Below are 13,411 nucleotides of genomic sequence, written 5' to 3' on the forward strand. Positions count from 1 at the left end.
ACCGGAGGCGGCGTGCCCGCGCGACCCGACGCCCCGGACCCCGGTCCGCACCCCCACCGAGGGTCCGCCCGCCCGGCGGGGGCCCGCCCGCCCCGCACCGGACTGCCCGGCCTCCGCTGGCTGCCGCCCGCCCTCCTGGTGCTCGGCCTCGGGCTCTGGGGCCTCGCCCTGCCCCTGACCGACTTCCGTTCCATGGCCGACTACGGGCTCCTGGACCGGCTGCCCGTGCCGTTCTACGCGTCCCTGCTCGTGCTCACCGCCGGATTCCTGGTCACGCTGCGGCGCGCCGGGACCTCGCCGGGCTGGCCGCTCGTCTACTGCGTCGCGCTGCTCGTCGCCCTCAAGGCCGTCCCGGCCGTGCTGTACGACTCCGCGCGCTACCCCTGGGCGTCCAAGCACGACGCCGTCGTCAACACCCTCCTCGGGGCGGGTGAACTGCGCCCGCACGCCGCCCTGTCCGGGAACATGTCCGCCTACGACCAGTGGCCGGGCTTCTTCGCCCTGAACGGGGGCCTCGTCCGCGCCTTCGGCGTCGACGGCACCGCCGCCTACCTCAACTGGGCGCCGATCGTCCTCGGTCTGATCGCGCTGCCCGTGCTCGTGCTGATCTACCGCACCTTCACCGAGGACTGGCGGCTGGTGTGGACCGCCGTGTGGATCTTCCAGCTCGCCAACTGGGTCGGCCAGGACTACCTGGCGCCGCAGGGCCTCGCGTACATCCTGCACCTGACCGTGCTCGCCGTCGTGCTGCGGCACTTCGTGCGGCCCGGTTCGGCGGGGCGGCTGCGCGACCGGGCGCACCTCGACCCGGCGGCGGCGACCGTGCCGCCGCCGACCACCACCCGGCAGCGGGCGGTCTGCGTGGCGATCCTCGCCCCGCTGATCTTCGCCGTCAACGCCGTCCACCAGCTCACCCCGGTGATGCTCTGCATGTCCCTGGCCGCGCTCACCCTCACCCGCCGCTACCGCAACTACGGTCTGCTGGCCGTCGCGGCGGGGCTGATGCTGCTCTGGGACCTCACCATGGGCCGGCCGCTGTTCATGGAGACCCTCGGCACCCTGCGCGAGTCGATCGGCAGGCTCACCCAGAACTCCCGCGCCGGATACGCCGGACAGCTCACCGGCCCCGGGCCCGAACTGGCGGGCCGGGCCGGGATCGCCATGGCCCTGGCCATCGTCCTGCTCGCGGGCGTCGCCGTGTTCGCCCGCCGCAGGCTGACCCGGGGCGCGCTGCCGCTGCTGCTGGTCTCGGCCGCGCCGGTCCCGCTCTTCGCCGTCAACGACTACGGCGGCGAAATGCTGTTCCGGGTCTATCTGTTCGGGCTGCCGGGCGCCGCGTTCTTCGCCGCCGCGGCGCTCGTGCCCGCCGCCGCCGGGGCCCGCCGAAGCCGGGGCGCGGTCCACCGACGCAGGGCGATGGCGGTGGCCCTGCCGGTGGTCCTCGTCGTGCTGCTTGCCGGGTTCCTCCCCGCGTACTACGGCAAGGACGCGATGTACTACACCCCGCCCGCCGAGACGCGGCTCGTCACCCGGGCCATCGACCGGCTGCCCGAGGGCGGTCTGCTCCTCGCCACCTCCGGCTCCTTCCCCCAGGCGCTGCACCGCTACGACCGGGTCGAGCACTGGTTCTTCGCCGAGCAGGAGCTGCCGGAGAACGAGAAGATGCTCGCGGACCCGGCCCGCTACCTCGCCGACCGCATCCCGCGCGGTACCACCGCGCACATCGTCCTCACCCGCACCCAGGACATCTACACGGCGGGTGAGGGGCTGCTGCCCCCGGGCGGCTTCGCGGTCCTGCGCACCCGGCTGAAGGCGTCCCCGCTCTTCACGACCGTCGAGGAGGAGCCGTACGGCATCGTCCTCGCGTACACCCCGAAGGCCCCCTCCGCACCCAAGACCTCCTCCACGCCCAAGTCCCCTTCCACCCAGACCCCTTCCACTCCAGGCGGTGCACCGTGAACGCGTCCCCGAACCGGATCAGGGCGGCCGTCGCGGCCTCCGGGTGGGTGGCCCTGGCGGCGACCCTGCTGCCGGACGGCTCGCCGCCGCGCTGGCTCGCCGTACTGGTCTTCGTCTGCCTCGGGCCCGGCGCCGCCCTGCTCCACCCGCAGCCGCGCGGACTGCGGCCCGGCGCCCGGCTCGAGTCGTTCGCGCTGGCCGCGCCGATCAGCCTCTCCCTCGCCTCGCTCCTCGCCACCCTGCTCTTCCTGGCCGGGAGCTTCTCCGTGCCCGCGTTCCTCGTGCCGCTCGCCGTCTTCACCACCGTCGCCGCCTTCCTGCCGGGTCTGCCGCTGCCCGCCGCCACCCGGGGCGCGGCCGAGCCGGAGGGTTCCGGGACCCTCCGGTTCCGGGCACGGGGTACCGGCGACGAGCGGTGACGCCGGGGCCGTTCAGGGGCCGTCCCCGTACGTGCCCCGGCCACGGCGTCAGCCCCTTCCCGAGGCCAGACCGCGGAACGCGCACACCGCCATCGTGCCCCCGGCCAGGCCGAGGAAGAGGGGGAGCGGGGCGGCGGCGAAGCCCTGCTGGCCCGCCCAGCCCGCCCAGACAAGCACCCACACCACCCCGGCGGTGATCCGGGGGCCCGCCCCGGCCACCCGCAGCAGCACCACCACGAGCAGCAGGCACAGCGCCTGGAGCGCGATCGGCGCGGCGGCCCGGTCCGCCCCGCCGCCCAGGAGCGCGGCGCCCGGTCCCGCCGCGTCCGCCGGGCGCAGCCCGAGCAGCGGGGGCGCGGTGTGCAGGGCGAGGAAGGTGGCCAGCAGGACCGCTCCGGCGAAGACCGGCCGGAACCTCCGCGACGCGACGGACAGGCCCTGCAGCACGACGAGCAGCAGCCCTCCACCGAGCGTCAGCGGCGGCAGCGCGGCGAGCAGTTCCGTCCCCGACAGCCGTGTCACGTCCGGCGCCCCGGACGGGACGAGCGGGAGCCAGAACAGCGCGGCCGTCACCGCGAGGAGCGGCCACAGCAGCCGCGCCGCCCGGTCCGGGGCGGCCGTCCCCGCCGGAGGGGCCGGGGACGCCGCCCCGCCCGCCGTGCCGTCGCCGTCCGGCCCCGCCACGTACACGGGAATCCCGAACGCGGGCGTCACCGAGTCGTGCGCCCCCCGCAGATAGGCGCTCTCCCGGGCCCAGTCGGTGCCGTAGCCGTCCTCCGCGCGCGGCTTCGCCCGCGCGGTCTCCCGGGGCGGCTCGGGGACGGCCCGTCCCTTGAGCGCGGCCCGCAGACCGGGCGCCGACACCGCCGCCATCAGCGTCATGGAGACGAGGACGGCGATTCCGGCGCCCGCGATGCCGACAGAGCCGAGGAGGAGCGTCGCTCCGCCGAGGACCAGGACGCACATGGTGCCCTGGAGGAGGGCGAGGACGCCGGTACGGCCCTGCACGCGCAGCACGCCGATGTACAGCTCCACCGCGACGCGGGGGAGCGCGGCGGCGGCGAGCAGCCGGAGCACGGTCGTGCCCTGCTCGGCGTAGTCGGACCCGAAGGGGGCGAGGACCAGCGGCGCGAGGACGACGAGGACGAGGACGACGGGGACGAGGAGCAGTGCCATCCGGCGCAGCGCGCCCCGCACGCCCTCGGCGAGGGACTCGGGGCTGTGGGAGGCGTGCGCGGTGAGGGAGGAGGCCATGTTGATGGCCATGAACTCCATCGTGCCGCCGACGGTGTACGCGGTGTAGAAGAAGGCGTTGTGGGCGGCGTCGAAGCGGACGGCGACCATCACCGGCAGCAGGTTGATCATGGCGAGGCTGAAGAGCGCGCCGACGGAGTCCCCGGCCATGAAGCGGCCGATCTCGCGCAGCCGGGGCGGTTCGCGGTCGCGGTCGGCGCGCGCCTGCCGGGGGATGAGCCGCCGGAAGAGCAGCCAGCCCAGCGGCAGCACGGACAGCGCGATGGCGGCGGACCAGGAGACGAAGACGCCGAGCACCGGCACCCCGGCGGCGAGGACGACGAGCAGGACCAGCTTGCCGAGCGAGAAGACGGCGTTGCCGACGGGGACCCAGACCGCCCGTCTGAGCCCGGTGAGGACGCCGTCCTGGAGGGTGAGGAGCGCCCAGCCGACGCAGGAGGCGGTGAAGAAGATCCCGGCGGAGAGGGTGCCGAGGGGGGCGTACGAGGGGCCCCACCGGTCGAGGGTGAGCAGGAAGCCGCCGCAGGCGACGGTGACGACGACGCTGCTGACCAGGTAGAGGCGCAGGACGAGCGGGCCGGTGGCGCGGCCGGACCGGGGCACGTACCGGACGACGGCGCCGATCATGGTGGTCGCGGTGAGGGCGGCGAGGAGCCGCTGGGCGGCGATGGCGGCGGAGCCCTGGCCGACGGCCTCCTCCGAGTAGTGGCGGGCGGCGACCAGCCAGAAGCCGAGGCCGAGGGCGGCGGACACGCCGGTGGAGAGCATCAGGGCGTACGCGTTGCGGAACATGGAGCGCTCGTCGGAGCCGGTGCCGGTGCCGGTACCAGGGCCGGGGTCGTGGCTGGATGCGGGGCCGGGGCCGTCGTGGGAGCCGGGGCCCGGTCCCGCGCCGGTTCCGGAGCCGTCGGGACCGTCCCCCGTCGGGCCCGGTCCGGTCTCCTCCTGCCCCGGCCGTCGTACGGTGTCGGTCACCGGGCGCCGCCGGGGCGGGCCGGGGGCCGGGCCGGGGCGATGCCCGAGGCGCGCAGGACGGCGAGGGCCCGGTCGGCGTGGCGCGGGTCCACCGGCAGGGCGTGCCGGGCGAACCAGGCGGCGGGCGCCGGATCGGGGGACGGGTCGGTGAACACCTCGCCCGCGTAGGTGTCGAGCGGCGGGTCGTAGAGGTAGCCGGTGGTGATCCGGTGCCGGGCGAGGGCGGCGACGGCCGCGTCCCGGTCGGTGACGAGCAGCGGCACCCGGAACAGCGGCTGCGGCGCCCGGGCACCGGCCCGCCCGTCCGCGTACTCGCTGGCCGACAGCCGTACCGTGCCCGCCAGATGGGCGTCGAGCACGGAGTCGAGCGCGGCGAGCGCGCGGGCGGTGCGGCGGAGCCTGCCGGGGCCGGGCCGCAGCCGGTAGTCGTGCAGGTCGACCCGTAGCCAGGAGTGGAAGGGGTCGAGGGCGGGGGCCTCGGGCAGGGCCTGTTTCAGTTCGTCGGGGCGCAACGGCATCCGGATTCCGGCCCGTTCGTCCAGGCCGAGCAGCCGGAAGGCCGCGCGGGCGGCCCTGGTGAGGCGCAGGGCGCGCAGCGCGGACTCGGCGTACGGGCGTGCCAGATGGGCGAGTTCGGCGGTGGCGCGGGTCGGCTGGAGCAACGCGTCCCGGGCGGCGGCGAGTTCGGCGCGGTGGGCGGGGTCGGCGAAGGTGAGGAAGCCGCCGGTCCTGGCGGCGGCGTGCTTGGAGAGGCTGAACACGGAGGCCTCGCCGTGGCCGCCGACCGGGCGTCCGCCGACGGTGGAGCCGATGGCGTGGGCCGCGTCCTCGATCAGCGGGATGCCGGACCGGTCGCAGCGCGCGCGGAGTTCGGGAGCCGGGTCGGGATTGCCGTACAGATTGGTGGTGAGGACGGCGGACAGGCCGCGCCAGACGGTGTCGGGCACGGCGGAGACGTCGAGGGAGCCGTCGAGCGGGTCCAGCGGCGCCTGGACGGGACGGAGCCCGGCGGCGAGCACGACGAAGAGGATGACGTCGTCGTTGACCGGTGACATCAGGACCCGGCCGCCGGGCGGGCACCAGTGGCGCAGCGCGAGGTAGAGACCGAAGCGGCACGACGGCACGTAGAGGCACTCCCGGCCCCCGAGCCGCCCGCGCATGCGTCCTTCCAGGTCCGCGTACGCAGAAAGCATGTGTTTCCCCCCTGAGCCCCGGGCTCAATGTGGCCCGGATCCGGAGAGCGCGTCAACAACGGCCCCCGGTCGCACGGAAGGGCCCGTCCGGGTCGGCAGACCGTGAACGGGCCCTTTCCGCCGCCAGTCTGGCGGCTCGGGGGAGGCGGTGGAGGTCATTCCTCCAGAGTGAGCCCCCGGCGGAGCTTCGCGAGGGTGCGGGAGAGCAGCCGGGACACGTGCATCTGGGAGACGCCGAGCTCCGCGCCGATCTCCGACTGGGTCAGGTTGGAGACGAAGCGGAGGGAGAGGATGTGCCGTTCGCGGGCGGGCAGCGAGGCGATCATCGGCTTCAGGGAGGCGATGTACTCGATGCCGGTGAGGCCGTGGTCCTCGTAGCCGAGCCGGTCGGCGAGCGTGGCCTCACCGCCTCCGCCGTCCTCCTCGGCGGGCTGGGCGTCCAGCGAGCTCGCGGTGTAGGCGTTGCTCGCGGTCATGCCCTCGACGACCTCCTCGGGCGTGATCCCCAGTTCCTCGGCGAGTTCGGCCACGGTGGGGGAGCGGTCGAGGCGCTGGGCGAGCGCGTCGCCCGCCCTGGCGAGGTCGAGGCGGAGCTCCTGGAGCCTGCGGGGCACGTGCACGGACCAGGAGGTGTCGCGGAAGAAGCGCTTGATCTCGCCGATGATGGTCGGCATCGCGAACGTGGGGAACTCCACGCCGCGGCTGAGCTCGAAGCGGTCGATCGCCTTGATGAGGCCGATGGTGCCGACCTGGACGATGTCCTCCATCGGCTCGCTGCGGCTGCCGAACCGGGAGGCCGCGAACCTCACCAGGGCCAGGTTGAGTTCGACGAGGGTGTTGCGGACGTACGCGTGGTCGTGGGTGCCCTCCTCCAGCTCGGCGAGCCGGGCGAAGAGCTGCTTCGACAGCGCCCGCGCGTCGACCGGTCCTACACGGTCGAGGGGGCGCTCGGCCAGTTCGCCGAGGATCTCGTCGGCGGGGTGGCCGGTGGTGGGAGCCGGGGGGCCGGCCGGGTGGTCGAGGGTGACTGCTGCCGACGGCGCGTCGGGGGTACGCGGGGCGTCGAGCCGGGGTGACATGGGTCTCCTTCGCGGGGTTCTCTGCTGCGGTGTGCGGCGCCTCCGAAGCCGGTCGTGTCGGATGTTCCTTACTAGCCCTACCTGTTCGACACGGGGGCCCGCAAGTGTCGACAATTCACTTTGTCCTGGTTTGTGGTGGACCTCGGGTGCGCGGGAGGGGGTCTCGCTTGTAGGGTTCGTGACACGTCAGTCGGCATCCGCGAGAGCGAGAAGAGGCACGGCCATGGACCGCGAGCACATCGGCAGCGCACCGCCCGCGCGGCTGCGGGTCGAGGTCCGCACCGTGGGCGCCAGCGAACTCCTCGCCCCGTCCGGCGAACTCGACCACCACACCGCCGACCTGCTGCGCGACCCCCTCGACGGGGCGCTCGACGGGGGGCGGTCCCGGCTGGTCGTCGACTGCTCGGGCCTGGAGTTCTGCGACTCCACCGGACTCAACGTGCTGCTCGCCGCCCGGCTGCAGGCGGCGGCGGCGGGCGGCGGGGTCCATCTGGTGGCGATGCGCCCCGCGGTGGCCCGGGTGTTCCGCATCACAGGCGCGGAGGCGGTCTTCACCCTCCACGAGACGCTCGCCACGGCGCTGCCCGGCGGCTGAGCCCGGAACCGTACCGTTCTCCCGCACGGCCCCCGTCCTGCCCCCTGTCCCGTCGATCGGTGAGGTGAAGCGCTGATGGACCAAGCTTCCGACGTCCGGACCCTCGCCCTCGGCGAGACCAGCGGCACCGTGCCGCTCGCCCGCGACTTCACGCGGACCGCGCTCCACGAGTGGGGGTGGCTGCCCGCCGCCACCGCCGACCGCAGGGCCGCCGCCGAGGACGTCCTGCTCGTCGTCTCCGAACTCGTCACCAACGCCTGTCTGCACGCCGAGGGCCCCGAACGCCTCCGCGTCCTGCGGCTGCCCAAGGTGCTGCGCCTCGAAGTCACCGACCGGGGCGCCGGACAGCCCGCGCCCCGCACCCCGCACCGCTCGGGGCGGCCCGGCGGGCACGGGATGTTCATCGTGCAGCGCCTCTGCCTCGACTGGGGCATCGAACGCACCCCCGGCGCCCCCGGCAAGACGGTCTGGGCCGAACTGGCCTCGCCCGCGTAGGGGTTCGGGCGCCGGGCGCTCCGCCGGGCAGCCGCCCACCGGACTTCCCGGCCCCGCCCCTGTCCGGCGACCTCCTCCGTCTCCGCCCCCGGTCCGGCGACTTCCTCCGTCTCCGCCCCCGGTCCGGCTGCCGGGCCTTGCTCGGGTCCGGCTCCCGGTCCCGGCTCCCGGCCCTCGCTCCGGCCCTCGCTCCGGCCCTCGCTCTGGTCCTCGCTTCAGGTCCGGCTCCCCGGTCCCGCCCGGGGCCCGCTCTCCGGCTTCGCACTGCCGGTCCCCGGCGCTCGGCCCGCCCCTCGCGCCCCTTTCGCCCGATTCCGCCTCTGGTGCCCGGCACCCGGCACCCGGCCCGCCTGGCACCCGCCCCGATCCCGGTCCTGCTCCCCGGCTTTGTACCGCCCGACTCCCGGCGCTCGGTGCTCGGCGTCCGGCGCCTCCCGCCCCTCCTGCCGGGTCCCGCCCCGCCGACGTCCCGCACCCGCCCCGCCGGATCCCACTGGATCCCGCCCTTCCCACCGGGCCCCACCCCCCGCCCCGCCCGGGGGCGCCCCCGCACCCCTCCCGCCCGGCTTCCCCGGGCGCTGCGAGGACCTTCACAACTCCACCCGTTCCCCTGCCTTCCCTCCGCGAGGTCTCCGGCGTACCTTGACGGCCAATCTGAAAGACCGTCAGTTACGTTGCGGTGAGGGGTGTTACCGGTGTCCAAGGTGCCGAACCGAAGGAGAACGGCCGCCGCGCTCACGGCCGCCGCCACGGTGACGGGCGCGGTCGTGCTGACCGCCGCCCCGGCCGCCCACGCGGCCGTCGTCGACGTCAACTACGCCTGCGAGACGAAGATCGGTCCCAAGAGCGCCGTCTCGCCCGTGGACATCAAGGCGGTGAAGAACGGCGGTTCGTACACGATCACCATGTCCTTCGAGAAGGGCGTCTCCGACAGCCCCGTCGAACTCCCCAAGGGCGTCATGACCCCCCGCGCCGAACTCGTCCTCGGCGGCGCCGGATCCGGCACCGTCAAGGTCAAGGGCACCCCCAACACCGCCGCCATCCCGCCCGACACGCCCATCTCCATCGGCACCCTGACCGGCACGTACACCCCGAAGAAGAACGGCAAGGTCACCTTCACCGCCGGGACCCTCACCGTGCACGCCCTCGGGATGGACGCCGCCGTCTGCACCCCCAAGAACAGTCCGAAACCCTCGCTCGTCCTCGACGTGACCGGTGCGGCGGGCGGCGGCTCCGACGCCCCGCCGCCCGCCGACGACCCCGGAGCCTCCGGAGGAACCGGCGCCGAACTGCCCAGGACCGGCCCCCTGGACTCCGCCGTGGCCCTCGGCACCCTCGGCGGCACCGTCCTGCTGACCGGCGCCGCCGGAGTCCTCTGGCTCACGCGGCGCACGGCACGCTGATGCGGGCGGCGGCGCGCCCGGCGCTCGTGGCCGCCGCGACCGCCCTCTGCGGCGTGGTCGCGGCCGCTCCCCCCGGGGACCCGGCCTGGACGGCGGCACCCGCCGCCGGACGCCCGTACGTCTATCTGGAGGGCCCCGCCGGGAGCGTCCTCCAGGACACCCTGTCCCTGACCAACCCGGGGGCCAGGCCGCTCACCGTGCGCCTCAGCGGGCGCGGCGCCCCCGTGGCCTTCGCCCCGCCGTCCGTGACCGTGCCCGCCAGGACCCGCGCCGACGTGCCCTTCGCCGTCACCGTCACCGCCGACACCCCGCCCGGTGACCACCGGGGCACGGTACGGGCCGTCGCCGACGGCCGCGAGGTCCGCGTCGACCTGCGGCTGCGGGTTCCCGGCCCGCGCCTCGCCGCGCTCACCGTCGAGGACGTCCGCGTCGACACCGGCACCGGCACCCTGCGCTACACCCTGGTCAACCGGGGCAGCACGGTCCTGGCCCCCCGGCTCGCCGTACGGGCCGAAGGGCTCCTCGGCACCGTCCTGGAGCGGCCGGAGCGCCCGCTGTCCGTGACCCTGCGGCCCGGCGAGCGGACCACCCGCGCCGAAGACTGGCCCGACCCGCCCGCGCTCGACTCCGTCACCGTCCTGCTGACCGCCACCGCCCCCGGCGCGAGCCCCGCCACCGCCCGCGCCGGGGCCGCCTTCGCCTCCGGCCCGGCGCTCGCCGGGGCCGCCGGGGCCGCCGGGCTGCTCCTGGCGGCGACCGCCGGGGCCGTCCGGGCACTGCGGCGGCGCGCCCCGACCCGTACCCCACGAGCCCCGGCGGGAGCGACACCATGAGAACGATCCGTACGGCCGCCGCCCTCCTCGCGGCCCTGGCCCTCGCGCTGCTGCCCGGCGCGCCCGTGACCGCGGCCCCCGGCCCGGCCGTGGAGCTGTCGGCGGCGGAGGGCGGCAAGGGCGGCGAGATCACCGTGAGCGGCAGCGGCTGGCGGCCGGGATCGCTGCTCATGCTGCTGATCTGCGGTCAGGGCGCCCCCGGCAAGGGAGTCGTCGGCGGCACCAACTCCTGCGCCAACGCCGAGGGCCGCGCCGCCACCGTCGACGCCCGGGGCGGCTTCAGCGCGAAGCTGCCCGTCGTCGAACCGCCCAAGCCCTGCCCGTGCGTGGTGCACGTGGCCGGGGTCACCGGTCCGCAGGACGCCGTCGACCGGGCGTTCGCGGTCGCCGGGCACCCCACCGCCCCGCTCCCCGAGGCCTCCGGCGACGGGCGGCTCGCCGTCCTCGACGCCGCCCGGCTCGAAGGCTCCGGCGGACTGCTCGTGTGGTTCGGGGCGCCGCCCTCCCGGGAGATCGTCTTCACCGTCGGCAACCTCGGCCCGACCCCGGTGAAGGACCCCGTCTTCCAGGTCGGCAGCGGCCACGGCGTCTTCGCCCCGCAGTACGAGGAACGCAGGTGGCGCGGCACGGTCGAACCGGGCAAGAAGGCCCGGGTGCGGCTCCCGGTGGAACTCGCGGCGGGCGCGCACGGCGACTACCAGGTCTCCGTGACGTACGCGGACAAGGTCCTGGTCGAGCAGCCGTGGGGGGTCGGCAGGCCGTGGGGCGTGACGCTCTTCTGGCTGCTGCTCGCCGTGGTCGTCCCGGCCGCGCTGTTCCGGATCGGGATGGCCGTCGTGGACCGCGCCCGGCCCGTCCGCTCCCCGGCGGGAGGTCCGGCGGGGGCCGGACTCCCCGCCGTCCGGCGCCGTCCCCGCACCCCCGCCGGGCCCGTTCCCCGCGCGCCGGGGGACCCCGGTACCACCGCGGTCCTGCCGTGGTTCAGCCCTGACTCCGCACCGTCAGCCCCAGAGAGCAGCCCGACGACGAAGGGACATGCGTGAGTACGCAACGGAGGATGAGCGCGGCCGGGATCGCGCTGGTGCTCGGCGGCGCGGGGATCCTGATTTCCGCAGGTCCCGCCGGGGCCGCCGAGATCTCGTACGCGACGGAGTGCGTCCCGCCGCCGATCTCCGGGCTTCCGCCCGTGCAGGGCACGACGAAGGTGCTCGTCACCGCGCCGGCCGAGGCCAAGGTCGGCGACGAGGTCGAGATCGTCTGGAAGACCGTGCAGGCCGCGTCGAAGAACCCCGACGTGCTCGACCTGGAGAAGGACACCGTCAAGCCGACCGGTGTCCTGACCGTGGGCGGCGCGGCGACCGGCACGGTCGCGATGGAGGGCCCCCGGCAGAACCCGCCGATCCCCAAGAACAGCCCGATGGTGCTGCCCGAGATGAGGGGGAAGCTGAAACTGACCAGGGCGGGCGAGGTCACGCTCACCCCGGACAAGTACACGATCAACGTGTCCAAGCCGCTGTCGACGGACACGAAGTGCGCCCCGAGGGCGGCGGCGCCGGTCGGCGCGACCATCAAGGTCACGGACGGCGGGGGCACGACGACGACCGGCGGCACGACGACGTCGGGCGGCACGACGACCGGCGGGACCACCACGGGCGGCACGACGACCGGCGGGACCACCACGGGTGGCACCACGACCGGCGGAAGCACCAAGGGCGGCACGACCACGACCGGCGGCACCACGACCGGAGGAAGCACCAAGGGCGGCACGACCACCACGGGTGGCACCGCGTCAGGTGGCACCACCACGGGCGGTGCGACCACCTCCGGTGCCACCACCTCCGGCGGTACCTCCGGGGGAAGCGGCGGCCAGACCTCCTTCCCCGGCAAGGAGGTCTCCGTCTCCTTCAGCTGCCAGGCCCCCGGTCCCGCCGCCATCAGCTCGAAGGTGACGATCGACGCCCGGCGCGACGGCGGTCGCTACGAACTCACGGTCAAGACGGCCAAGGGCGTCATGGACAGTCCCGCCCCGCTGCCCGCCGGGGCGCTCAAGGCGTCCATGGCGGTCAAGGTCGGCGGCGCCGACAACGGCACGGTGACGGTCACGGGACCGCCCAACGCGACCGCCCTGAACATGGGCGACCCGGTGAACCTGCCGGACATGAAGGGCACGTACCGGCCCGGCGCGACCGGCAAGGCCACCCTCAGCCCCGGCACGCTGACCATCGACGTCACCCTCGGCAGCTCCAAGATCCAGATCCCGTGCCAGGTCAAGGGCGCGGTCCAGGCCTCCCTCACGCTGGACACCAGCAAGCAGGAGGGCGGGGTCACCGGCGGCTCGTCCGGCGGCTCCACGGCGTCCGGCGGCTCCGGGGCCTCGGGAAGTTCGGGCGCCTCGGGCGGTTCCGGCGGCGACGACCTCGCCCACACCGGCGCCGGAGACGACGGCGCCCTGCGCGCCCTCGCCCTGGTCGCGGGCACGGTGATCCTGCTCGGCGGCGCGGTCTTCACCTTCACCCCGTGGGCGCGGCTGAGGCGCTGACGAGGACCTCAGATCTTCCTCAAGAGAATCAGTGACTCCTTGTAGTGCCCCGGTGTGCGTGATTGCATGCTTGGTGTTCGCACCAGCGAACGCCAAGCAAGCAGCTCCTGTCTGACTAGCAGGTGAAATGCGTACAGGTCGCTTTGTGGGCGCCGGTACAGTGAAAGGAACGCATATGCGTTGGGGGAAGAAGATCGCCGCGATGTCACTCACGGTGATGATGGGGGCAGTGGGAACCGGCCTGCTGGCCGCCGCACCGGCCCAGGCGGCGGGGAAGTACACGTGCAAGGCGACCGCGAGCATGGACAAGCTGGGACGACCGAACGCCTCCTCCGTCTGCAAGGCGGGCGGTGGGAAGGCGGTCGCCAAGCACCGGGTCGTCATCAAGTGCGACCAGGTGCAGGGCGCCCGTGAGCAGGTCATGACCTGGACGCTCTACGGCTCCTGGGTCGGACCGGGCCAGAAGTCCACGGTGCGCTGCGGAACGAAGAACTTCCTGCGGGGCTTCAGCGTCCAGACCAAGTGACACGGAGCCGGTGAAGGCGAAGGGGCGGGGGCCCGGCCCCCCGGGGGGCGGGCCCCCCCCCCGCCCCCCCGCGGGGGGGGGAGTGGACCCCCCCCCGGCGCCCCGTGACCATCTGCCGGTACCAGAACATCGCGCCACCCG

Annotated in this window: 12 protein-coding genes; 9 read left to right on the forward strand and 3 right to left on the reverse strand. The window is 74.9% G+C overall.

Translation table 11 applies throughout. The features are described from left to right. The first annotated feature begins 12 nt into the window (after positions 1 to 12). Positions 13 to 1,959 (forward strand): hypothetical protein, encoded by a 1,947-nt coding sequence (locus ACIRQY_RS27490; protein ID WP_403930321.1) that lies wholly within the window; start codon positions 13 to 15, stop codon positions 1,957 to 1,959. Continuing rightward, entirely contained in the window at positions 1,956 to 2,378 is a 423-nt protein-coding gene (locus ACIRQY_RS27495; RefSeq protein ID WP_403930323.1) for a hypothetical protein, read from the forward strand. Before ACIRQY_RS27490 ends, ACIRQY_RS27495 begins: the two co-directional genes overlap by 4 nt. Before the next feature lie 48 nt (positions 2,379 to 2,426). Here ACIRQY_RS27495 and ACIRQY_RS27500 read toward each other — a convergent pair whose 3' ends face one another. The 3 genes from ACIRQY_RS27500 to ACIRQY_RS27510 form a co-directional block, all read right to left on the reverse strand. Then, positions 2,427 to 4,607 carry a lipopolysaccharide biosynthesis protein gene (locus ACIRQY_RS27500; RefSeq protein WP_403930325.1) on the reverse strand — a complete coding sequence of 727 codons (2,181 nt, stop codon included), beginning with the start codon at positions 4,605 to 4,607 and terminating at the stop codon, positions 2,427 to 2,429. Next, complete coding sequence (locus tag ACIRQY_RS27505) at positions 4,604 to 5,800, reverse strand: DegT/DnrJ/EryC1/StrS family aminotransferase (RefSeq protein ID WP_403930327.1); 1,197 nt, start codon at positions 5,798 to 5,800, stop codon at positions 4,604 to 4,606. The genes ACIRQY_RS27500 and ACIRQY_RS27505 overlap by 4 nt, the downstream gene beginning before the upstream one ends. 155 nt (positions 5,801 to 5,955) lie before the next feature. Next, positions 5,956 to 6,879: an RNA polymerase sigma factor SigF gene (locus ACIRQY_RS27510; RefSeq protein ID WP_403930329.1), complete on the reverse strand. Its 924-nt coding sequence runs from the start codon at positions 6,877 to 6,879 to the stop codon at positions 5,956 to 5,958. A gap of 223 nt (positions 6,880 to 7,102) precedes the next feature. Between ACIRQY_RS27510 and ACIRQY_RS27515 the strand changes: the two genes are divergently transcribed. The 7 genes from ACIRQY_RS27515 (at position 7,103) to ACIRQY_RS27545 (ending at position 13,270) form a co-directional block, all read left to right on the forward strand. Further along, on the forward strand, positions 7,103 to 7,474 hold the full coding sequence (locus ACIRQY_RS27515) for an STAS domain-containing protein (RefSeq protein ID WP_403930331.1): 372 nt from the start codon (positions 7,103 to 7,105) through the stop codon (positions 7,472 to 7,474). Positions 7,475 to 7,549: 75 nt separating this feature from the next. Next, entirely contained in the window at positions 7,550 to 7,969 is a 420-nt protein-coding gene (locus tag ACIRQY_RS27520) for an ATP-binding protein (RefSeq protein ID WP_351791560.1), read from the forward strand. A 704-nt stretch (positions 7,970 to 8,673) separates the two neighbouring features. Further along, positions 8,674 to 9,372 carry a peptidase gene (locus ACIRQY_RS27525; RefSeq protein ID WP_403930392.1) on the forward strand — a complete coding sequence of 233 codons (699 nt, stop codon included), beginning with the start codon at positions 8,674 to 8,676 and terminating at the stop codon, positions 9,370 to 9,372. After that, a complete protein-coding gene (locus ACIRQY_RS27530) occupies positions 9,372 to 10,205 on the forward strand; it encodes a hypothetical protein (RefSeq protein ID WP_403930333.1) in 834 nt (277 codons plus the stop codon). The genes ACIRQY_RS27525 and ACIRQY_RS27530 overlap by 1 nt, the downstream gene beginning before the upstream one ends. Beyond that, on the forward strand, positions 10,202 to 11,248 hold the full coding sequence (locus ACIRQY_RS27535; protein WP_403930335.1) for a hypothetical protein: 1,047 nt from the start codon (positions 10,202 to 10,204) through the stop codon (positions 11,246 to 11,248). The genes ACIRQY_RS27530 and ACIRQY_RS27535 overlap by 4 nt, the downstream gene beginning before the upstream one ends. A 14-nt stretch (positions 11,249 to 11,262) precedes the next feature. Next, a complete protein-coding gene (locus ACIRQY_RS27540) occupies positions 11,263 to 12,744 on the forward strand; it encodes a hypothetical protein (RefSeq protein ID WP_403930337.1) in 1,482 nt (493 codons plus the stop codon). A 175-nt stretch (positions 12,745 to 12,919) separates the two neighbouring features. Next, positions 12,920 to 13,270 carry a hypothetical protein gene (locus ACIRQY_RS27545; protein WP_403930339.1) on the forward strand — a complete coding sequence of 117 codons (351 nt, stop codon included), beginning with the start codon at positions 12,920 to 12,922 and terminating at the stop codon, positions 13,268 to 13,270. Positions 13,271 to 13,411: the final 141 nt, after the last annotated feature.

Origin of the sequence: Streptomyces sp. NPDC101490 (genome assembly GCF_044767145.1) — a bacterium.
Classification (GTDB): Bacteria; Actinomycetota; Actinomycetes; order Streptomycetales; family Streptomycetaceae; genus Streptomyces.

Coding starts and splice junctions, on each gene's coding strand:
- ACIRQY_RS27505 (WP_403930327.1), bottom strand. CDS start 5,800: ATGCTTTCTGCGTACGCGGACCTGGAAGGACGCATGCGCGGGCGGCTC.
- ACIRQY_RS27510 (WP_403930329.1), bottom strand. CDS start 6,879: ATGTCACCCCGGCTCGACGCCCCGCGTACCCCCGACGCGCCGTCGGCA.
- ACIRQY_RS27515 (WP_403930331.1), top strand. CDS start 7,103: ATGGACCGCGAGCACATCGGCAGCGCACCGCCCGCGCGGCTGCGGGTC.
- ACIRQY_RS27520 (WP_351791560.1), top strand. CDS start 7,550: ATGGACCAAGCTTCCGACGTCCGGACCCTCGCCCTCGGCGAGACCAGC.
- ACIRQY_RS27530 (WP_403930333.1), top strand. CDS start 9,372: ATGCGGGCGGCGGCGCGCCCGGCGCTCGTGGCCGCCGCGACCGCCCTC.
- ACIRQY_RS27535 (WP_403930335.1), top strand. CDS start 10,202: ATGAGAACGATCCGTACGGCCGCCGCCCTCCTCGCGGCCCTGGCCCTC.
- ACIRQY_RS27540 (WP_403930337.1), top strand. CDS start 11,263: ATGAGCGCGGCCGGGATCGCGCTGGTGCTCGGCGGCGCGGGGATCCTG.
- ACIRQY_RS27545 (WP_403930339.1), top strand. CDS start 12,920: ATGCGTTGGGGGAAGAAGATCGCCGCGATGTCACTCACGGTGATGATG.